The 21,948-nt window shown below is 67.6% G+C and carries 15 protein-coding genes; 4 read left to right on the forward strand and 11 right to left on the reverse strand.

Annotated elements, in window-relative coordinates; translation table 11 throughout:
• Positions 1–151 precede the first annotated feature (151 nt).
• Positions 152–685, forward strand: a complete 534-nt coding sequence (locus OHB26_RS33560; RefSeq protein ID WP_330181264.1) for a nitroreductase family deazaflavin-dependent oxidoreductase — start codon at positions 152–154, stop codon at positions 683–685.
• A gap of 239 nt (positions 686–924) precedes the next feature.
• On the opposite strand, the gene OHB26_RS33565 is transcribed toward OHB26_RS33560, so the two are convergent.
• Complete coding sequence (locus tag OHB26_RS33565) at positions 925–1,455, reverse strand: hypothetical protein (RefSeq protein WP_330181265.1); 531 nt, start codon at positions 1,453–1,455, stop codon at positions 925–927.
• Positions 1,456–1,672: 217 nt separating this feature from the next.
• On the opposite strand from OHB26_RS33565, the gene OHB26_RS33570 reads away from it, so the two are divergent.
• The 3 genes from OHB26_RS33570 (at position 1,673) to OHB26_RS39795 (ending at position 3,869) form a co-directional block, all read left to right on the forward strand.
• Positions 1,673–2,101: a hypothetical protein gene (locus OHB26_RS33570; RefSeq protein WP_330181266.1), complete on the forward strand. Its 429-nt coding sequence runs from the start codon at positions 1,673–1,675 to the stop codon at positions 2,099–2,101.
• Between the two features lie 191 nt (positions 2,102–2,292).
• Positions 2,293–2,910 carry a dienelactone hydrolase family protein gene (locus OHB26_RS33575; RefSeq protein ID WP_330181267.1) on the forward strand — a complete coding sequence of 206 codons (618 nt, stop codon included), beginning with the start codon at positions 2,293–2,295 and terminating at the stop codon, positions 2,908–2,910.
• Positions 2,911–3,362: 452 nt separating this feature from the next.
• Positions 3,363–3,869, forward strand: coding sequence for a GNAT family N-acetyltransferase (locus OHB26_RS39795; protein ID WP_442943057.1), 507 nt, complete (start codon positions 3,363–3,365; stop codon positions 3,867–3,869).
• Between the two features lie 202 nt (positions 3,870–4,071).
• Here the strand turns inward: OHB26_RS39795 and OHB26_RS33580 are convergent, their stop codons facing one another.
• The 10 genes from OHB26_RS33580 to OHB26_RS33625 form a co-directional block, all read right to left on the reverse strand.
• A complete protein-coding gene (locus OHB26_RS33580; RefSeq protein ID WP_330185861.1) occupies positions 4,072–4,542 on the reverse strand; it encodes a DUF4189 domain-containing protein in 471 nt (156 codons plus the stop codon).
• 23 nt (positions 4,543–4,565) lie between these two features.
• Positions 4,566–5,936, reverse strand: coding sequence for an acetyl-CoA carboxylase biotin carboxylase subunit (locus tag OHB26_RS33585; RefSeq protein ID WP_330181268.1), 1,371 nt, complete (start codon positions 5,934–5,936; stop codon positions 4,566–4,568).
• Positions 5,933–6,625, reverse strand: a complete 693-nt coding sequence (locus OHB26_RS33590; protein ID WP_330181269.1) for an acetyl-CoA carboxylase biotin carboxyl carrier protein — start codon at positions 6,623–6,625, stop codon at positions 5,933–5,935. Before OHB26_RS33590 ends, OHB26_RS33585 begins: the two co-directional genes overlap by 4 nt.
• Positions 6,622–8,304 carry an acetyl-CoA carboxylase, carboxyltransferase subunit beta gene (gene accD, locus OHB26_RS33595; protein WP_330181270.1) on the reverse strand — a complete coding sequence of 561 codons (1,683 nt, stop codon included), beginning with the start codon at positions 8,302–8,304 and terminating at the stop codon, positions 6,622–6,624. The genes OHB26_RS33590 and accD overlap by 4 nt, the downstream gene beginning before the upstream one ends.
• Positions 8,301–9,875, reverse strand: a complete 1,575-nt coding sequence (locus OHB26_RS33600; RefSeq protein ID WP_330181271.1) for a PfaD family polyunsaturated fatty acid/polyketide biosynthesis protein — start codon at positions 9,873–9,875, stop codon at positions 8,301–8,303. The genes accD and OHB26_RS33600 overlap by 4 nt, the downstream gene beginning before the upstream one ends.
• Positions 9,872–11,821 (reverse strand): beta-ketoacyl synthase, encoded by a 1,950-nt coding sequence (locus OHB26_RS33605; RefSeq protein WP_330181272.1) that lies wholly within the window; start codon positions 11,819–11,821, stop codon positions 9,872–9,874. The genes OHB26_RS33600 and OHB26_RS33605 overlap by 4 nt, the downstream gene beginning before the upstream one ends.
• Complete coding sequence (locus OHB26_RS33610) at positions 11,818–18,201, reverse strand: beta-ketoacyl synthase N-terminal-like domain-containing protein (RefSeq protein ID WP_330181273.1); 6,384 nt, start codon at positions 18,199–18,201, stop codon at positions 11,818–11,820. Before OHB26_RS33610 ends, OHB26_RS33605 begins: the two co-directional genes overlap by 4 nt.
• Before the next feature lie 33 nt (positions 18,202–18,234).
• Positions 18,235–18,834, reverse strand: coding sequence for an SGNH/GDSL hydrolase family protein (locus tag OHB26_RS33615; RefSeq protein ID WP_330181274.1), 600 nt, complete (start codon positions 18,832–18,834; stop codon positions 18,235–18,237).
• On the reverse strand, positions 18,831–20,084 hold the full coding sequence (locus OHB26_RS33620; protein WP_330181275.1) for an NAD(P)/FAD-dependent oxidoreductase: 1,254 nt from the start codon (positions 20,082–20,084) through the stop codon (positions 18,831–18,833). Before OHB26_RS33620 ends, OHB26_RS33615 begins: the two co-directional genes overlap by 4 nt.
• A gap of 140 nt (positions 20,085–20,224) precedes the next feature.
• Positions 20,225–21,883, reverse strand: a complete 1,659-nt coding sequence (locus OHB26_RS33625; protein WP_330181276.1) for an AMP-dependent synthetase/ligase — start codon at positions 21,881–21,883, stop codon at positions 20,225–20,227.
• Between the last annotated feature and the right edge of the window lie 65 nt (positions 21,884–21,948).

The raw sequence follows: 21,948 nt of genomic DNA on the forward strand, positions 1-21,948 counted from the left end.
TGTTGGACAGCCATCCAGATCTCTTGGTCTACACGGCTTCTCGACGCACGGACATGCCGAATGCAGTTCGGGCGCCTTTGCGGCTGATTGCCTTCCGGGCGAGCCGGAAACGCTCTACTATCGGCCGTAGTAGCTGTAGACGGGGGGCACGATGGCCAACACCGACAAAGCGGGCGTTGCCGCACAGACAGTTCCGACTTCGATGGGGCGGCTGGTGGAGTTGGGTTCGCGGTTCGCCAATAGTCGCGGGGTCTACCTGGGTCGACGTTCCACGAGACTGCATGTCGCGTTGTATCGCCGGTTCGGCGGTCGGGTTGGTGGTCACCTTCCGGGGTGGCCGAATGCCCGGATTCTGCTGCTCGATCACGTCGGCGCGAAGTCCGGAGTGCGTCGGACATCGCCGGTGATGTACTACGAGGACGGCGACTCGATCGCGGTCGTGGCCTCGAAGGCCGGCCAGCCGACCAACCCGGCATGGTTCCACAATCTGTTGGCCCACCCGGAGACTACGATCCAGATCGGTTCCCAGACGCGCCGCGTCGTTGCGCATATGGCGAGCGGCTCGGAACGAGATGTGTTGTGGCCCATCTGTTTGTCGGCCTATCCCGGCTACGAATTCTTCCAGCGTCTCGCGCATCCCCGCATCATCCCGATCGTGCTCCTCGAACCGATCGTGACGACGTAACCCCTCGCACCGGGCGAACACACTCTCTTGCCGCTGACCGCTCGGGCTGAACCGGCCAGCACCCTACGGCGGAAGATCAACCGGCGGTGGACATCCGAGGCCGGCGAACGCACGATATTGCCGTATGCCGAGCGGACCATAGCGGCCAGCGCAGAGCGACGGAAAGTCAACAGGCAGAGCGCCTCACGGTCGCCGACAGCGTTCGTTCATGCCAGCAGCATCGTGAGTGTGGGAGAGAATTAGACCGGCCATTCAAGGCCCAACGCATTGAGCCAAGGCATGAACGGTGTGCCGACCCGTCCCAGGGACTGCGACATCTCGTCGAATTGCGACTCGACGGCCGTAACCGCCGCCGGGTCCGCGTCCCATAGCCGGGCCATTTCCAGCGCCGCGTCGATCCCCGCACGATCGGTGGTGGCTAGGGTCGGATCCACGCTGCCATCGGGTGACGAGAGGTACTTGCGGTAGATGATCGCTGGCTCGGCACCATCTACCCGCCATGCCGTCCACAACCCGCCGAACTCGTCCATATCGTCGGCGACCACGGCACGACCGGTCGTGACTCCCGCGAAAAGACCAGTTCCGACCATCTCGGCAACCGACATTCCGACATATCCGCTTGCACGCCAGCATTGTCCGACTTGAGCCACTGGCTTGAGCGAGTGCTGGTCGATTGTTAGCGCCGCCAGATTCTTGAGGTTCGCGATGACGGCCTGCGCCTGATCTTGCGTTTCGGTATCGGCAATGACCGCTGTCCCGTAGGTGCTCATAGCCCAGATTCTTTGACACCTGGATGCGCCCATGTGTGTGACACGCCGATTCCGGAGCCGCTACTACGTGGCTGATCAAGCTGTTCAATGATGCTGCCGCAACCGTCGGCGAACGCACGATATTGCCGCTACAAGGGCATTTACGCCGGACAGCGCCACGGCTGGGTGCCGGGGATCAATGCCTGAGTTTCACCAGGTGGGCCGATATCTTGAGGCTGTGAGCGATGATGCCGTTCGACCCGAGTGGTGCGTGGTCGCGTCGTTGTTGCCGTACCCGTACAAGGAGTCAGGTCCCAACGCTGAACTGCGCAGCCACAAGATCTTCCCGGCTGGCGCGAAGCTTCATGTGATCGGCGGTTTCGCAGGGAAGGGTCATGAGGTGGTGACCGTTGTCGGCACGGCTCACCGCCGCCGGTACGTCACCGCCCATATCCAGGCCCGATACCTCGGCAATTGGCGTGTGGCGCTGATCTATCGACCCGAGGTGCTGCGGGCAATCCATCACGCCGAAATCGATGACCGATGGAGCGCTCATCGCTGGAATCAGCAAGGCTTCGAACTGGATTCACCCGAGTACGGCGAGTACCTCCGGCGGATCGCCGAGAGTTTCCAGCGCATTCAGCGCGATAGAACCGACGACAAGTAGCGCCTCTACCTCGTGGCGTGGCCGTCGGCGAGAACGTCCGGAACTGCCGCATCCCGCGCCGATCGAACCGGGCCAGCGCGGTCTGGGGGAAGATCAACTGGCCGTGTGTGTCCGGGCGCCGGTCGAACGCACCATATTGCCGATGATCGGTTGTCTCGCGGGCGGATAGTGTGATCGGCAATGATAGGGCGGTGGTGACGATCGCGCTGTTCCATTCGGTCTACGGTTTGCGCAGCGTCGAAACGGAGGCCGGGGGACGGTTGCGGGATCTCGGGCATGAGGTACATGTCCCGGATTTGTACGCCGGGCAGGTCGCCTCGACGCTGGAAGCGGGGTTCGCGCTGAAGGACCGCATTGGGTGGGGCACGATCGTCGCGCGTGCGCTCGAAGCGCTGGCCGGGCTTCCCGACACCACGGTGCTGGCAGGCTTTTCCATGGGCTGCGGCATCATTGAGGACGTCCTGCCATCGCGCCCGGCCGCCGCGGGCGTGTTGCTGATCCACGCCCTCGCCGACATTCCGCTCGAAACCCACGCAGGCGTGCAGGTGCACATCGCCGAACCCGACGTGTTCGTGTCGGCAGAACGGCTGGCCGCCTGGCGCGCCGCCGCCCTGCGCCACGGGACCGCGGCAACGGTTCACACATACCCCGGTGCGGGACACTTCTACACCGACAACACCCTGCCCGATTTCGACCCCCACGCCAACGAGCTGACCTGGCAGCGCACCATCGAGTTCCTGGCCCACCTCGATCAGGAGCCGCCCCGCGTCGTCCCCACCGTCGACCAGGCCGAACAGAACGACCGGTAATGCCGCATGGCGCACTGACCGAAACGGCCAGTGCGACTCAGCGGAAGATCAACGGGCGCTATGGATCCGAGGTCTGCCTGCCGCACTGAAATGCCGATGACCGTGCACGCACGGGAGGTGAACCTATCGTGCAATCCATTGCCCGCCCCGCCGGACTTCCCGCAAATCCACCCGAGGATTGCATGAAAAGTTCACTTCTGCGGGTGATTCCGAGGCAGGTTGGGCTGGTCGTATAGGCGGTGACCCGCGACAGATGAATCCCGCATCGCGACCGGTGGCGTCCTCGTGCCACGTCACGCTCGGTTCGAAACGGCCACGCCGCTTCGCGGAAGGTCAACGGGCCGAGACCATTTCGGTATCCGCGATGCACTGAAATGCCGATGTTCGTACCTTTGGGCGGTGTGTGTCGTGGTTGAATCCGGTTTGTGGGGAATGGATTCGACACCGTGTCGGTGCGATGGGCGAACAAGGCGGATATCGGAGCGATTCGGCGAGTGCTCGCCGCGAATGCCGCCGACACGTCGCTGTTTCAGCAATCCGCCCGTCGGATTCGCCGCGATCTCGACGACTTCGTGATCGCGACGGAGGATGGGCGTCCGGTGGGGTGCGCGGCGCTCCACCGCCATACACGCGCGAATGCGGAGATTTTGGCGGTCGCGGTCGAGCCGGTCGCGCACAGCCGAGGCGTGGGCGCGCTGCTCATGCGGGCGTGCTTGACCGAGGCAGCACGTTCGGGGGCCACCTTTGTGTGGCTTGCCACCGCAAAGCCCGAATACTTCGCTCGCTACGAATTCCGCCCTATGACGAAGTGGACACTTCCTCCGCGAGTTGTCCTGCGCAAGTTTCGACTCGTGTTCGAGCAACCGGGTCGGCGTTGGGTTCCGGCGCTACTCGGGCGGCACACGTTCATGAGATTGACGGTTGCGCCAGACTCCGGAGTCCCCACTCCCTCCCAGTGATCACCGGCCGTACAAGGTGCGGCGTCGCGACCTCGCCGATTGCTCAGAGCGAGGTGGCCGCAGCCGACTCCGGCAACGCACCGACACGCCGCATACCGCGCTGATCGAACCGGCCAGCGCGGTGCGGCGGAAAATCAACTGGCGGTGGCTATCCGCAACCAGCCGAAGGCACGCACATGCCGAGGACCGTGCTGGAACTAGGTCAAGGCTGGGTGCAGGCGTGTTCGCGATTGAACGAGCCGACGCTTCCGGTGCCGGTGGGGAGGTTGCGGGTGGCGTCTGCGTATGCCTCCCCCGGGGTCGCCCCCTTACCGAAGCCCACGATCGGGAACCCTGCGACGATCGCGAGCGGACTCGTCACGACTGCACCGCGGCCGTTCGCGAACGTCACCATCATCCGGCAGTCGATGATGCCTTGACCCTTGCATGCTCGGTCGGCGGCTCGAATGGCGTCGGCTTCTGTCGGGTGGTTGACCGAAAACGCATAGACGTTGCCCCACACGCTGAGGGAAACGGCGCCCCAGTGACCGGGTCGGCGGCGGCGGGCGGTGCCCCGAGAACGGCAGCGGCGCCCACCGAGAGCGCGGCGGCCGCATCGGGAGCGTCCGCAACTGCTTGCGGGCTCAGTCGGTCTGGTGGCGCCGAGAGACTGTCCAATTCGCTGGTAACACATGCCGTCGCAAGGGGCGTGGGCAGTCACGCTGAGACAGCGGCAGGTTCGGTTAATGAGCCGATCAGAGCGGTGTCATGGGTGGCGGAGCGGAAGCGGGGGTGGTCCAGGACGTCGTGCAGGAAATCGGTCGTAGTGGCTACGCCCGCGCCGTGAATTCTGGTCTCGGCCAATGCTCGTCGCATGCGGGCTATGGCGGTGGGGCGGTCCGGGGCCCAGACCACGACCTTCGCGAGGAGGGAATCGTAGTGCGGGGGGATGGCGTAGCCGGTGGTGATGTGGGTGTCGACGCGGACGAATTGGCCGCCGGGGAGAACACATTCGGTCAGGGTGCCCGGAGCCGGGGCGAACTCGCGTTCGGGGTCCTCGGCGTTGAGACGGCATTCGATGGCCACGCCATTGGGGCGGGTGCCCGCGTCGACGGTGAGCGGCAGGCCCGAGGCGATGCGCAATTGTTCGGCCACCAGGTCCACGCCGGTGACCATTTCGGTGACCGGATGTTCCACCTGGAGGCGGCAATTCACTTCCATGAAGTAGAACTCGCCGTCGGGGGCGAGGAGGAATTCGGCGGTGCCCGCGCCGACGTAGCCCGCGGCGGCCGCACCGCGGACCGCTGCCTCGCCGATGCGCTCGGCCAGTTCATGGGACAGGCCGGGGGCGGGCGACTCCTCGACCAGCTTCTGATGGCGGCGTTGCAGGGAGCAGTCACGCAGGCCCAGATGTATGACATTGCCGTGGGTGTCGGCCAGGATCTGGGCCTCCACGTGCCGCGCGCCCTCGAGATAGCGCTCCAGGTACAGGCGGCCGTCACCGAAGACGGCGGTGGCGTTGGCGCGGGTCTGCTGCCAGGCGGCGGCGAAATCGCTGGGATCGCGCACCACGCGCATACCCCGGCCGCCACCACCCGCTACGGCTTTGAGTATGACCGGATACCCGATGTCCCCGGCCAGGTTTCGCGCCTCGTCCGCGGTCTCCACCGCATCGCGGCTGCCGGGCAGCAGCGGCAGGCCCGCATCGGACATGAGCGCGCGGGCGGTGGATTTATCGCCCAGGCGCGCCAGGACTTCAGGCGGTGCCCCAACGAAGATGAACCCCTCCGCCTCGCAGACCTCGGCGAAATCCGGGTTCTCCGATAGGAATCCGTATCCGGGGTGAATGGCGTCCGCACCGGTGGCGCGGGCCGCCTCGATGATCGCGGGGATGTACAGGTAGCTGCGCTTGGCGGGGCCGGGGCCGATCTGGATCGCCTCGTCAGCCAGTCGTACCACCGCGGAGTTCTTGTCGGCGGCGGAATATACCGCGACGGTGGCGATTCCGAGTTCGGCGCAGGTGCGCTGGATGCGGACGGCGATCTCACCGCGATTGGCGATGAGCACCTTACGGATGGGAAGGGTCACCGCAGCACCTCGAACACGATGAGCGGCTGCCCGTGCTCCACGGCCTCACCATCGGCCACCAGGAATTCGGCGACCACGCCCTCCTTGCCGGCCTGAATGGGGATCATGAGCTTCATGGCCTCGACAATGCCGACCTGCTGACCGGCGCGCACCGGATCACCTTCGGCGACGAAAGGAGCCGCGCCGGGCTCGGAGGAGCGGTAGAAGACGCCGACGGTCTCGGCGGTGAGGGTGAAAGTCGCTGCGGCAGGGCCGTTTCCAAAGGACGAGTCCCCATGCCCGCCACCCCTAGCACCCTGCCCGCCGCCAAGGACACTGCTCGCGCCCCCGAGGCCACTGGTCCCGGTGCCCGAGCCACCGTTCCCGATAGCGGAGCCGTCATTTCCATTGGCAGGGTAGCCATTCGGGCCTCCGACAGCACCATGAGAGGGCCCGGCAGTCAGCGCCACGCTCGAAATCAACTGCCCCACATCAGAAGTATCGCCGGAGTGACCCGCGCTCGTGTCGCTCGTTGTCTCTCCCGCCCAGCTGACGCGCAGCACGACAGGCCCATTGGCCACGGTGATGGAGGTCGGCGCCGCGCCGGTGCGCACGGTCAGCGCGTGCCGGGTGAGTACGGTCAGGCTGTGGTCGGCCTCGGCGGCGCTGACCGCGCGCCCGGCGGATTCGGTGGTACGGGGGTCGGTCATCGGTTCTCCTGAACATCGTGTCGGGCAACGCCGAAGGCACGGAATCGGGCGTGCCGATGCGCCAGCAGGTCCGAAGTGGACCAGGCGCGCAATTCGTGCACGGTCTGTCGCAGCGCACGGCGCAGCAGTGCGGTGGCGGCGGCGGGATCGGCGTCGGCTCCGCCCTCGGGTTCGGGCACCACCGCATCGGCGATGCCGAGTTCCAGGAGTGCGGTCGCGTCCACGCGCAGCGCCCGGGCCGCGCGCGGTGCGGCACTCGCGTCCTGCCACAGGATGGAGGCGCAGCCCTCGGCACTGATCACCGAGTAGACCGCGTTCTCGCAGACCAGTACCCGGTCCGCGAGCGCCAGGGCCAGCGCTCCGCCGCTGCCGCCTTCACCGGTGATGACCGCGACGACCGGGACTTCCAGTCCGGCAAGCAGTTTCACGGATTCGGCGATGGCCACCGCCTGCCCTTCCCGCTCGGCGGTGATGCCCGGGTAGGCCCCGGCGGTGTCGACGAGCGTGATGACCGGCAGGCCCAGCTTCTCCGCCAGCCGCAGCACCCGCATCGCCTTGCGGTATCCCGACGGTGTCGGCATCCCATAATTGCGCTGGTTCAGTTCGGCGGCGGTATGGCCCTTCTGCGTACCGATCACCGCGACCGAAACACCGTCCAGCCGCGCCAGTCCCGCGACCATCGCCGGGCAGTCCGCGCCGATGCGGTCGCCATGCACTTCGAGGAATTCCTCGAAGGCACCGGCCAGATGGTCGAGGGTGGTCGGGCGGCCCAACCTGCGGGCATTGCGCACCCGATCCCACGGATCGACGGCGGTCAGCGCCGCCGGATCGGTGATCACCGCCGCATTGTCGTTGGTGAACGGCCGAGCCGAGCGGGTGGTCATACCCACCAGGCGAATCAGCCGGTCGCGCAGCGCCGAGCGATGGCAGATCATATCCACGATGCCGTTGTCGAGCAGGAATTCCGCGGTCTGGAAGCCCGGTGGCAGGGTCTGCCCGATGGTCTGCGCGATGACGCGCGGTCCCGCGAAGCCCAGGCGCGCACCGGGTTCCACCACGATCACATCGGTGGAGGTGGCGAAGGACGCCGCCACCCCGCCGTAGGTGGGATCGGTGATGACCGAGACCGTGAGCACCCCGGCGTCGTCGAGGCGGCGCAGGGCCCGGCTGGTCTTGGCCATCTGCATGAGCGCGACTATGCCCTCCTGCATACGCGCCCCGCCCGAAGCGGTGACGATGAGCAGCGGACGGCGTTCGGCGAGCGCCGCTTCGGCGGCGGTGGTGATGGCCTCACCGACGGCACTGCCCAGGCTGCCGCCCAGGAAGCGGAAGTCCATGACGGCCAGCACCACCGGGGTTCCGCCCATGGTCCCGCGTACACAGTGCACGGCATCTGACATGCCGGTCTTGTCGCGGGCCGCCTCCAGGCGCTCCGGGTAGGGCTTCGAATCGGTGAAACCCAATGGGTCGGCAAGGGTTTCAGCGTATTCGATGGTCTGCGCCGAATCCGCGTCCAGCAGCAGATCGATCCGCTGCTGGGCGGTCAGCAAGCCATGGTGATCACATTCCGGGCAGACCCGGTCCGAACGCCCATAGCGTTTGACGTAGATCATCGCCGCGCAGCCGGGGCACACCATCCACGATGTCCGCGCGGCCGTTCCGGTTTCGAGAATGGTCAAGGTTCCTCCGTCGGACGGGGCACATACCGCGAGCATTCGGCGGGCAGTCGCACACCCGCCGTACGCAATTGCGCGACCCGGGTGAGGTAGGCCGCCCCGGTCATCAACTGGTCCGCGATATCGGCCACCCGCCGATTGCCGGGCGCGGCCAGGTGGCTGCCTGTCACCCAGCTGTTGAAGCCGCCCATGGCCGGGCCGCACCAGATCTGGTAGTCGGCCAGGCGATCGGCCTCACCGCGAATACTCCAGCCGGAGGACAGGCCCAGGTACCAGCGGAACACCAGCGCCATAACGGCTTTCGGGTTGCCTTCGGCCGAAACCAGCTGGGCCGGATCACGTTCGGTGAAGTAGGTGACGCAGTCCTGCCAGATATCGGCGAGCGGACGGCGGAACAGCTTGTCCTCCAGATCCTTCCGGATCTCGGCGGGCAGGGCGTCGATACCGTCGTACGCCCGGTAGAGGTCGTACAGCCGCTGTGCGCGCGAGGCGAACATGGTGCCCCGGCGCAGTACCTGCACCTGCACACCGAGTTCGAACATATCCGAGGATGGGGCCATGGTGCAGTCGGCGAATTGCGCGGTGGCGAGCAGCTTCTTGGTCGCCTCGGATTGATTGGCCTCCACCGCGGACTGATTCACCGAACCGGTCACGATATAGGCCGCACCCAGGGCGAAGGCGGCGGCCGCAGCGTCGGGGGTGCCGATTCCGCCCGCGGCACCGATGCGCACCGCCGCCGCACCTGGAACGGTCCGTGCGATCCGATCCCGGGCGGCCACCAGTTCGGGTAGCAGCACCACCAGTGGTCGGCGGTCGGTGTGCCCACCCGAATCCGCTTCGGCCGTAATGTCATCGGCCATCGGAAGCTGTTCGGCGAGCCGGGCCTGCTCGGCGGTGATCGCGCCGGTCTCGACCAGCTGCCGCAGCAGTCGTTCGGGGGCCGGGCGCAGGAACAGCTCAGCCACCTCGACCCGAGATACCTTGGCGATCAGCCGATTCCAGACCTCGAGTACACCCTGCCGGTTCACGGCCAGCCCGGAGACGCGGTAGCGCACCACCTCCGGGGTGAGGTCCATGAAGGCCGACGCCTCCACACACCGCACCTCATGCCGCAAGCAGGCATCCACGATGGCACGCTCCAGTGCCAGCTCGGACGGGCTGTGAATCAGGTTGCAGGCGAACGGCTTTCCCGCCAGCTTCGCCGACAGCTGCGCCAGCGCGGCATCCACGGCGGCCGGGGGAACACCTGCCGCACCGTAGCTCGCCAGATATCCGGCCTCCGCCATGGCGACGACCAGATCCGGCGAGGCGATGCCATTGGCCATGGCACCCGCCGCATAGGCCGCGCGCACCCCGTGCGCCGTCCGGAAAGCTTTGTCGCCCAGCCGCTCCGGCGACAGCGGTGGCACCGCAGCCAGCACCTGACCGCGCGCTCCGGCGGCCCAGTCGTCGGTGGTGGCTGCCACCCGGCCGTTCTCATCCCGCAGAATCCAGCACGGGCGATCCAGCCGAAGCAGCAGACCGGTGATATCCGCGGCGGTCTGGGCCAGGCCCGGCGTGCCGAACGTGGTCATGACTGGGCCTTCCGATCAGCGAGTTGGACTGCCAGATCCACGAGTTCGTAGATGCGCAGTCCCGGCTTCCAGAGTGATCCGTCCACCACGACGGTCACCCCATGCGGTCCGCGCCGCACCGATTTGATGTGCGCCTCGAGCTCGACACTGCCGTCGGTGGGCAGGAACTGTCCCCGATAGCGCCAACTGAAGGCGATATCGGCGGGAATCCGGAAGACCGGATCGGCCATGCTCTCGGCGAATCCGGCGTCCAGCATCCACTCCTGTACGGCGTGAATGACCGACTCCACACCCAGCGATCCCGGGATTACCGGGTCCAGGTGGAAGTGCCGGGCGAAGAACCAGTCGTCCGGATCGATGGCGCGCAGGGAGCGCAGATAACCGGCGCTGTAGTTGCCGCCTTGATCGACGACCTCGACGCTGTCGATCAGCGCCAGCTTGCCGCGCGAGCAGGCTGGAGCGCTCGCATCCGCCCGGCGGGCCGCCACGTCGATGATCCGGGTGCGGGCCTCGGGGTGTCCGGCCAGCCAGGTCGGCACGAAACGTCCTGCGTCCAAACCGGTTTGGTTGCCCAGCGCCTCATCACTGAAGTAGCCGAACATGGTCTCGCCCCGATAGAACGGCTCACCGTCCACGCTCAACGTGTAATCGAAGGTCTGAAGCGAGGAGCCCGGCAGGATGGTCGTCGACAGCAGCCGCGAATCCTGTTCGATGGTGGCGTCCCGCAGATCGATCTGCCGCAGCACGGTCGCGGTGCCGCCGAGATTGCGCAGGCTCAGCGTCGTACCGGGCTGGGTGCGGGTCGGGCCCGCGTAATAGCCCATGAGCAGCGCCGCTTGGAGCGAGGTCTCCATATAGACGAAGTGCGGCATGGAGTCGTTCGCGGTCTCGGCGTAGTACCAGGAATCCGCCGGTGAATCGTATTCGGTGGTGTACGAAGCGCTTTCGAGATTGCCGCGCGCACCGTCGAACTCGCATACCCGGTCGACCAGCAGCAGTCCGCCGGTGGGGAGCCGGGTCGCCCGCACACCGGTGTACTCGGCGAACTCCGGCCCCATGGCAATGGCCTGATCGCCACGTGCCAGGTGCGCCATATGGAACTCGTTGAGCAGCAGATCGCCCGCCGCACCGCCGGGGCCTACATCGACCCCGGCCGGTTCGGTGACGCTCACCCGAACCGCGACCGGCTGGGTACCCGGGCCGAAACTCACGGTCCCCTCGACATACGGGCGCGGCACCAGATCGAGCCCGTCAACCACGAGATCGACGGTGCCACTGGAGCTCCCGAGCGCGGACTCACCCACGCTGCCGGTGATCACGCTCCCCGAAATGCACAGCGGCATCCCGGTGAACAGCGCGAACACCTCGGCGGCCTGGAGCGCCGCCGACCGGGCATCACCCTCGAATCGCGCTGTCACCCGGCCATTTCCGGCACCGCCGTACAGCTCGATTCCGGTCACCTCGGTCAGCGCCAGCGCGGTGGTACCCGCCACCCGCGCGGCCCACACCGTGCCCGCCCGCTGATGACCCGGGCCGAACACCGCGGCGGCCTCACCGCGCGCCAACTGCTCCAGCGCGGCCCGATCCAACCGCACGCGCCCGGTCCTGGCCAGCGCTTTGAACGCACCCTCACGGGCCGAACCCGCGGTCTCCGTCACCGGAACCGATTCCGGCGCACGCCGAATGGACCGCCGCCAGATCTCCCGCTGTAGGGCGAGCTGAGCCGAGAGCGCGGACCGGTGCGCGGCAACCACACCCGCGCGGATCTCCGCGATCGGATCAACCCGAGGGACCGCGCCCGAACCGGACGCGGCGGACCCAGCTGCGATGTTCGCGCCGATCACGGGTTGGGTCCCACCCGCCTCGGGAGCCGGGCTGTCCGGCCCCGCCGGGCCGGGTGCGGCCAGGGCATTGAAGGGAATACCGTCGAACTCCAGCACTGTCATGCTGTCCACCGCCTCACCGAGGTTCGGAACTTCTCCGTCAGATCGGGTGTCGTCAATACGGTGACATCCGAGAATCGTTGCAGGACTGTGCCATCGAGGGTCAGGGCCGTCGCGTCGAGTACGGCCTCCATGCGGGTGGCGCGCGGATTGTCCACGACCACCAGGAAGGGTTCGCCCGCGGGCAGCGGGGCGTGATAGTCGATCCGGCCGACGCCCAGGGGCAGGCAGGCCGCTCCCAGCAGGCGATGACCGAGGACCGGCGGCGCCTGCAGGATCAGATCGGCGAGCACCGGATTGTGCAGTCGGCTCGCGTACGCGCCGGAAGCCACTGCCACCGGGAGCAATTCGCACTCCAGCACGAGAGCCGCATCGCTCAGTGCGCGCACCGAGCGCAATCCTTGCAGGGCGGGAGCGTGGAACTGGATCCCGTCCCGGTAGATGTACTCCGCGCTCACCCCCGGCCCATCCGGAACCTGCTGCCGGGCAGCGGCTTCCGGTGCGTCGGCCAGGAGCAGGGTGGCCCGGAACCGCGCCGCCGAATCACCGAAGACGGTGGCTCGCACGGCCGTCCGGCCGTCCACCGGCTCGGCCGGTGTCAGCTCGATCTCCAGGGTGTTCACCGGATGGTCGAACACCACCCCGCGCAGCACCTGGAGGTCCCGCGCACCCACCACGATTCGACCCGGCCGGGTGCGCTCGGCCAGCTGCGCCATGGCACCCAGTCCGAACGTGGCGGGCAGCACGATGTGCTCCCCCACCCGGTGTGCCGCGATCACCGGCTCGTCGATGAGCCCGGTGATATCGCGGCGAGCCCGCACCGTCGCGGGCTCGGCCGCACCTGTGGACAGCGCGGTCGCCGCGCCGATCAGCAGCACCGGCTCGGTCCGGCGCGATGCGGTGAACTGCGCGGTGAACGCCGCCGCACCGGCCGCCGGGGCCAGCAGTGGAATACCGCGGGCCGAGAAGTGCTCGCGCAGTGCGGGAGTCACCATGCCGCCGTCCCACGCTCCCCAGTCCAGAGCCGTGACATAGCGGTCCGGATGCCGGTGGCCCCAGCTCATGGCGAACCGGCCCAGCGCCTCATTGGCGGCCGCGTAATCGGCCTGCCCGGCATTGCCGAACAATCCGGCCACCGAGGTGAACAGCACCAGATGGGTGGGGTCCCCGGCCGCCGCCAGTACCGCGCCGAGCCCGGCGAGCTTGGGCCGCAGTACCCGGTCGATGGATTCGGCGGTCTTGTCCGGGATGAGCGAGTCCGCCAGTACACCGGCACCGTGTACGACACCGGTGATGGCACCGCGCCACGGGGTCAGCGCCTCGGTGAGCGCGGCCGCATCGGTGGCGTCCACGGCGAGATACACCGCGCGGTCACCGAGTTGGGCCAGGGTGACACCGATTTCGCGTACCGCCCGCACCTGTGCGCAGGCCCGGTCGATATCGCGCGGCGTGACACCGGTCCCGGCCAGCGCCCGCACGGCGGCGGGCTTCAACTCGCCATCGGCGATGTCTCGCGCCCACTCCGGTTCCGGATCCAGGGTGGTCCGGCCCAGCAGCAGGAATCGGGCCTCGGTCACCCGCGCCAGCTCCAGCACGCAGGTCGCGGTGACGCCGCGCGCACCGCCGGTCACCAGCAGCACATCGGCTTCGGTCAGCAGCGCCGGACCGAATTCGGTTCCGGCGGTGACGATATCGGCCGTCAACGCCGGACCGTGCGCTCCGGGCACCGGTGTGCGGCGCACGCCCGAACCGTCGATGCCGACCTCGGGAGTGTCCACGGCGGCATCACACAGCTCCTCGAGCACGTGTTCGGCCAGTCGCTGCGGCAGCACCGCGGGATCGATGTCCAGGGCCCGGCAGAACAGCGAAGGTTGTTCCGCCGCAAGGCTCTTCACCACTCCTCCGATACCGCCGAGCAGTGCGGCCACCGGCTCCGCGTCACCGCGAAAGCCCAGGTGACCATCGAGCCGGGTGACGGTGACGAATCCCGCCCGCTCGGCCGCCGCCCGCAGCCGGGGCAGCGCCCGCCCGGCCGTCAGGATGGCGTCGGAGAGAATGCGCTGCGCCTGTTCCCATTCCGTGGCCACACCGGCGACCACCACGCAGGCGTCCACCGGTCCGGCCTCGGCCACGGCCGCGGGTCCCTGCGCCCGGAGCACCGTCCAGCTGCGCACCCGGAGCTGCTCTTCGATTGCCTCGCAATCGGTTTCGGCGGTGCCATCCAGGCATACCAGCAGTGCGGTGCCCGCCGGGCGGTAGGGCTCCACGGCCAGGTCCACCGGGGGAAGTTCGACGAGTTCGACGACGTGCCGCGGGGTCTGCGCCGCGGCCTCAGCTTTTGGGTGGACATCACCCCCGGCCAGCTCGCCCACGATCTGATCGAGCGTGCGCAAGGTGCCGAGTTGTTCGGGTCCGAGGACCGGTAGCTCCGGGAATCGTTCCTGGAGCGCGCCGATCACCTGAACCCGCTTGATCGAGTCCACACCGAGATCAGCCTCGAGATCCATGGTCGGATCGACCATCTCGACCGGGTACCCGGTTTTGTCGGCGACTACTTCGCGCAGCGCCTGGCGCAGCACCTCACCGTCGAGCACGCCGTTGGCAGTGGGTAGCACCTCGGCGGCGGGGGCGGCCTCGGTCACGACCGCGGGCGAAACCTCGCCCGCAGCGAGCTCATTCACGATCTGATCCAAGGTGCGCAGCGTGCCCAGCTGCTCCGGACCGAGCACCGGAAGCTCCGGGAATCGCTCCTGGAGCGCACCGATCACCTGAACCCGCTTGATCGAGTCCACACCGAGATCAGCTTCCAGATCCATGGTCGGATCGACCATTTCCACCGGGTACCCGGTCTTGTCCGCGACTACTTCGCGCAGCGCCTGGCGCAGCACCTCACCCGAGAGACCGGCCGAGATCTCCACGGGCGGTTCCGTCACGACCGCGGCCTGCGCGACCGGCACCGAATACGCGGCGGGAGTGACGCTTTCCTGCCGCGGCGCGGCAGGGGCCGACGCGGCCGGAGCCAAAGCACCATCGGCGGGAGCGGCCACGGCCGGGGCTGGAGCGGGAGCGGCAAGGCTGTGCGCCGCTGCACCGTTTCCGGTCAAGGCCGGGGCCGTAGCGGGAGCGATTGCCGCGGGTTCGACATACGACGGCACGGTGCGCACCCGGCTGACCGGTGCACCGCCGCCTTCGAGCTCGGCCAGCTGTGCCACCACATCGCCCGCACGGGAATGGCTTTCACTGATCGCGACGCCGTGGTCCTTCACGGCTTCGATGGCGCGCACGGTCAGCTCGTCGAGTCCGCCGTCGCGCAGCGCGCCCGCCAGATCGCGGGCCAGCTCCAGCTGACCGTCCAGGTAGTGCCGGTGCGTGTGCAGATGCTGCACCAGGGCACTGTCCAGCGCACCCGGTGCGGGTAGTCGGTACTGCGGATCAGCAGTCACGTGATTCTCCGAGTTCTCCGAATGTCCATTGGACAGAACAGGTACGGGTGCGGGCTGGGGGACCGGCACCGCAATAGGGGTGGGAGCAGCCATGACCGGAGCGGCCGGTGCGTCGGTGACGACCCGGTACCCGTCCGACAGCGCGGCCGCATAGGACTCACGACGGCTGGCCGGGACGTACTCCGGGGCCGAAATGGTCACCGTCATAGCGGGTTTGCGTGCCCGGGCGACGCGTTCGGGTGCGGCATAGCGGTTGAGTTCGCTCAGTTCGAAACCGAGCACCGCCAGCCGTACCGCCGCCCGCTTGAGGGCGAGGTCACCGTTCCCGATGGGTCCGGGATCGGTGGCGATGGCGATCACGTCATTGCCGAAGGTCCGCCGCACCAGTGAGGTCAGCACCTGCTTGGGACCGAATTCGACGAAGACCGTGCAGCCGTCGGCGCGCATCTGTGTGAGCGCGCTGTGGAAGTCGACCGGATTGCTCAGCTGCGCGGTGAGGGTGGCGCGATTGCTCTCGATATCCGCGCCGTAGGACGCGCCCTCGGTGTCGGCGTACACCCGTGCGTCGGGTGCACCGACCTCGACCGCGGCCACCGCCTGGCCGAACGCCTCGACCGCATGCCCCACGTAGGGCGTATGGAACGCGCCGGACACCGGCAGATGCCTAGTGACCCAACCCTTTTGGGCGCACACATCGGTCACCGCGGCGATACCCTCGGCCCCGCCGCCCACGACCACCTGGTCGGGAGCATTGTCATTGCAGACCCAGACGTCCTCGATACCGGCGATCGCCTTCTCGATATCCGCGCGCCCGGCCCCGACCGCGACCATGGTCCCGGCATCGACACCCTCGGGCACCGTCATGGCCGCACCACGCGCCCGCGCCAGCCCGAAGAAGCCCTCGGTGGTCACCGCCCCGGACGCCCACAGCGCGGTCAGCTCACCGAAGCTGTGCCCGAGGTAGCCCTCGGGCCGGAATCCGAAGTCCCGCAGCACCTCGAACTGACCCGCCGACAGCGCACCGATCGCGGGTTGCGCGAATTCGGTACGGCGCAAAGCGATTTCCTGCTCCGCACGAGCATCGTCATCGAACGCGGGCGGCGGGAACACCACTCCGCCCAGTCGCCGCTCCGCATCGACGAAGGCGGCATTGGCGGCATCGAACGCCGCACCCACGGGCGGATTGTTCAGTGCCGCATCGAGTCCCATATCGACGTACTGACTGCCCTGACCGGCGAAGAGCGCACCGGCCTTGCGATCGGACAGGGCCGCGGCGCGGAAGTACACGCCCTCGGGGTGATCCCAGTGCGCCGCACCGGGATTGCGCAGCAGCTCGTCCACGGCGAGCCCGCGCAGCTCCGCCGCGGTCTCGTCATCGAGCGAGACGAACCCGATGCGCGCGTGCTCCTCGGGGATACCGCCGCCGTCGCCCGCTTCGGTATCGCGCACGGCCGCCACCAGGCCCGCCGCATCGGGGGCATGCCAGATATGCGCGCGCGGGGTGCGATGCAGCACCCGCAGCCCGTCACGATCGGAGTCGGCCTCCTCCAGCACCAGATGGAAGTTGGTGCCGCCGAAGCCCATTGCCGAGGCGGCCGCGCGGCGCAGCGGCCGCTTCGGGTCGCGAATCCAGGGCCGCGTACGGGTGTTCACATAGAACGGCGCCGCATCGGAGTCGATCTCGGCATTGGGCGCGTCCACATTGATGGTGCCCGGCAGCACCTTCTGATGCAGTGCGAGCGCCAGCTTCATGACACTGGCCGTACCCGCCGCACCCTTGGTATGCCCGATCTGCGACTTCACACTGCCCAGCGCCGCGAACCGGGTCTCCGAAGTCGCATCGGAGAGCAGCCCTTTGAGCGCCGTCAGCTCGGTCTTGTCACCGACCGCGGTACCGGTGGCATGCGCCTCGATGAGCTCGACATCGGCGGGTGAGCATTCGGCATCGGCGTACGCGCGATCGAGCGCGATGCGCTGCCCCTCCGCGCGCGGTGCGTAGATGCTCTTGGAACGCCCGTCACTGGAGGAACCCAGACCGCGGATCACCGCGTAGATCCGATTCCCGTCGCGCCGTGCGTCTTCCAGCCGGCGCAGCGCCAGCATGGAGATGCCCTCGCCCAGCATGGTCCCGTCGGCGCCATCGGCGAAGGGGCTGATGCGATCGGTCGGCGAGAGCGCGCCGACCTTGCTGAAACACATGTAGATGAAGATGGTGTTCTCGGTGTCCACGCCACCGGTGATCATCATGTCGGCGCGGCCGTCTTGCAGTTCGGCGATGGCCGTGCGAATGGCCGCCAGTGAAGCGGCGCACGCGGCGTCGACGGTGCAGTTCATCCCGCCGAGGCCGAGCCGGTTGGCGACCCGTCCCGCAACGACATTGGCCAGCAGACCCGGGAAGGAGTTCTCCTCCCACGGCGCGAACGCGGCCACGAACCGGTCGGCGATCGCGTCGGCATCACCCTCGGAGAGGCCGACCGAGCGCGCCGCCTCCTTGAGCACCGGCGTCGAGAGCCGGGCGGCGAGCGGATGCATGAGCGGCACCGGACCGGTGGTGCCCAGCACCACGCCGGTCCGCGCGGGGTCGTACCACTGCGAATCGTTCGCGCCCGCGTCCACCAGCAGATCCCGTGCGACGCCCAGGCTCAGCGTCTGCATGGTGCTGGTGACCTCGAGCTGATTGGGCGGCAGCCCGAACTCGAGCGGATCGAAATCCACATCGGGCAGGAAAGCCCCACGGCGCGAATAGGTTTTGTCCGGCACCGAACGGTCGGCGTCGTAGTAGTCGTCCAGGCTCCAGCGCGAGGACGGCACCTCCTCGGTGCAGTCCACGCCGTCGACGATGTTCTGCCAGTACTCTCGATGATCGCGTGCCTTGGGCAGCAAGCCCGACATCCCGACGATGGCGATCGGGTCGCGTGCCAGGCGTCTGTCGTCCGTCACGAAAATTCCTCTCGAACCGAGACCGTTGCGCGCTCAGGCGGCGACGGTGGTGGCGGTGGTCGACGAAATCAGTTCGGCCGCGGCCGCGGCGAACAGTCGATGGCCCAGTGGGCTCGGGTGCAGACCGTCCTCGGTCCACATCTCCGGCCGCTCCCATTCGGGGCGGGTGGCCAGATCCAGCAGTAGCGCACCGTGTTCGGCGGTAATGCGGGCCAGCACGGTATTGGCGAAGTCGAAACGCTCGCGCAGCAGGCCGCGGAACTTCTCCGGAACCGGCAGCCGGGCGGGGATATCCGGGTAGTCGGCGGTGAAAACCGTTGCGCCGCCGGAGCACAGCTCACCGAAGAGCGCATCGAGGTTGTCCTCGAACGCCTTCGGATCGAAGGCGCTCACGAGATCGTTCACCCCGACCACCACGCCGTACACCTCCGAGCGCGGTGTCCGAGGCAATTGGGCGCGCACCACATCGGTGGTGGTGGCCCCGTGCGTGCCGAAGTTGCGGATGGCGGCGGGCCGCAGACCCAGCTGACCGCCCAGCCGCGGCACCCAGCCGCGGTAACCGCCGGACGCGGCCGGGTCGCCGCGCCCCTCCACGAAACTGTCGCCCAGGGCGGTCAAACCCGGGCCGGTCATTGCGAGGCTCCGATGTTCTTGGTCACATGCCGGGCGGCCTCGGGGAATCCGACCTTCTCGTACAGCTCGGCCAGCTCCTGCTCACCGAAGAACTTCTCCGGCTGGTACAGCCCGGCGATCAGGCCGAAGAACTTCCTGGAGTAGTCCTCGTCCATACTCGCCGCGCGGAATACCGAGTCGTAGTACGGGGTCAGGGTCAGCTCGGAGATGCTCTGGGTCAGCTCATAGGTGCTGGCGCTCTGGGCATCGCGCTCGCGCTGGTACTCGGGCAGAGTCTCCTCGAAAGGCCGTACGCCCGAGAGACTTTCGTGCACCAGATCGGCCAGCAGCTGGGAGTACTTGAAGGAGTCGGTGATACCCCAGCCGGTGAACGGATCCTTGTGGTAACCGGCATCGCCGACCAGCGCCCAACCCGGTCCGAAGGACCGGCGGCGGTAGTTGTCCGGGTACAGCATGGGCCGGAACGGCTCCACGCGCTTACCCGTATCCCGCAGGCGCGCACCGATTTCCGGATCGATCTGATCCACGATCTCCTGCACACCGGCATCCGGATCATTGCGGAACTCGCGGAAACGATCCCGCTTGCGCATGACCGCGACCAGGTACTGGTCGTCATTGGTCGGCCAGGCCGCGAACTGCTGTTCACCGAAGCCGGTGCGGTGGTTCATACCCCAGTCCACGCCCTCGTAGTACGAGTAGTAGACGAAGCACGCGGCCGGGGAACCCTCATAGACTTCGGCGCCCACGGCCTTGGCGACGGTCGAGCCGGACCCGTCCGCCCCGATGACCAGCTTGGCCCGGAACTCCCGCTCGGGACCCTCACCCGCACGGCCGCGAATACCGGCGACGCGATCGCCGTCGGTCAGCAGACCGGTGACGGTGAAGCCCTCGATCACCTCGGCCCCGGCCTTACCGGCGGCATCGACCAGGATCTTGTCCAGCACGGTCCGGCGCGGGCAGTACACCGCGTCGATCCCGTCCGAGGACACATCGGCGAAGCCCTTGATGACGATATCGGTGTAGGTGAAGTTCAGCTGCCGCACCGGCGGGCAGCCGGTGGCGATGACCTCGTCCAGCAGGCCCCAGGTGTTGAGCAGGCTCAGACCGGCCTGGTGGATGTAGTGCGTGGAGGGGGTGTCGCTCGGGAAGGTGGCACGGTCCACGGCGAGCACTCGATACCCCTTGCGGGCCAACAGCATGGCCAGCGGCGCACCGGCCACGCGAGTACCGACAACGATGACGTCGTACATGATGTGATCACTTTCGGTGGTCGAATTCTGATTCGAGTCTGTCGCCCAGTACGGCCGAAAACCGCGGTGAGTCACCGCAATTCATCGGCCGATCGGTCCCGGCTATCGCCGCAGAACGGGTGTCCATTTTTCGCGGATGTTCAACCGCGCGACATGTAGAGCTGATCGATATCCGCGGAGAAAGCCGCCGCGATGGCGGCCCGCTTCAATTTCAGTGAGGAAGTCAACAATCCATTGGCGACGGTGAAATCGCCTGTCACAATGCGAAACTCGCGAATGGATTCCGCGCGTGAAACCAGCGAATTCGCCTCGTCCACGGCGGCCTGGATCACGGTGGCCGGATCGACGCCCGGATGCGCGGCACGCCACTGTGCCGCCTTCTCCTCATCCAGGGTCACCAGCGCGGTCACGAAGGCCCGCGCCTCCCCGACCACCATGCAGTTGCTCACCAGCGGGTGCAGCCGGACGCGATCCTCCAGCGGCGTCGGCGCGACGTTCTTACCGCCCGAGGTCACCAGAATCTCCTTCTTACGGCCGGTGATTCGCAGGTAGCCGTCCTCGAGCTCACCGATATCACCGGTGTGCAGCCAACCTTCGGCATCCACCGGACGGTTGTCCGCCGCCGCACCCCAGTAACCGGGCGAGACATGCGGACCGCGGACCAGCACTTCACCATCGGGAGCGATCCCGACCTCCGTACCTGGAATCGGCTTGCCCACCGTGCCGACCCGATTGGTCTGCGGCGCACTGACCGTCACCGCGGTCGCGGCCTCGGTCAGGCCGTAGCAGTTCAGGATCTCCACGCCGAAGCCCGCGTAGAACCCGGCCGTCGATTCGTCCAGGGACGCACCACCGGAGATCACATACCGCAGCCGCCCGCCGAGCGCGGCCGCGACGGTATGGTCCGAGGCTGCCACCGCCCGTTCACCCAGCATCCGCAGCCCGGCCGTCACGGCCTCCCGCTCGGCCTGCTCATCGAGCATCGACCGGCAGAACTTGCGAATCTTCTCCAGCGCGTACGGAATCAGTGCCAGGAAGGTCGGGCGCAGCTCGGCCAACGCGGGCACCAGCTCGGGAATGCCCGGCAGCAGATGCGTCCGCGCACCCCCGGCCAGATTGGCGAACAACATGGTCTGCCCGAAGACATGCGACAGCGGCAGCGCCAACGCGGTGGTGCCCGCGAACATCTGCCCGGTCTGGCGGACCGTATTCGCCGAGGACACATACATATTGCGGTGAGTGATCATGCAGCCCTTGGCCAGGCCGGTGGTACCGCTGGTGTAGACGATCATGGCGAGATCGCTCGCCCGAACCCGCGCGATGCGCTCATCGAGCGCCGCCGCGGCCGTTCCGTCGGACCACACCTCGATCTCGTCGAAGCCCCACACCGTATCCGCGCCCGCTGCCTTGAGCCGGGCCGCGTCCTCGGGTGTCTCGGCGGCGAAATACGTACTCCCGCTGTCCCGCAGAATGTGCTCGATCTGCGCGGGCGAGGAGGTCGGATACACCGGCACCACGACCGCTCCGAGGGCGAGCACGGCGCAGTCCAGCAGCGCCCAGGCCATCCCGGTGCGGCCCAGAATGGCCACCCGGTCGCCATGCGCGACACCATGATCGAGCAGTGCCGAGGCCACCGCGCGCACGCGGATGTCCAGCTCGGCACAGGTCAGCGGCGCGCCCTGTGCGCCACCCAGCGAATCCCGCTCTGGATGGTCGCGGGCCGCATCGGAAACGATCGAGTACAAACTCGCGGTCTCGGGCGGATCGAACCCGTCCCCGGTCGCAGAAACTGTGTTCACACTTCGAATTCTGGGCGGCGACAATGATTCTCGTCGCCGCCCATAACGCTGTTCCTACCGCGCGA

It is taken from the genome of Nocardia sp. NBC_01503 (genome assembly GCF_036327755.1).
GTDB lineage: Bacteria > Actinomycetota > Actinomycetes > Mycobacteriales > Mycobacteriaceae > Nocardia.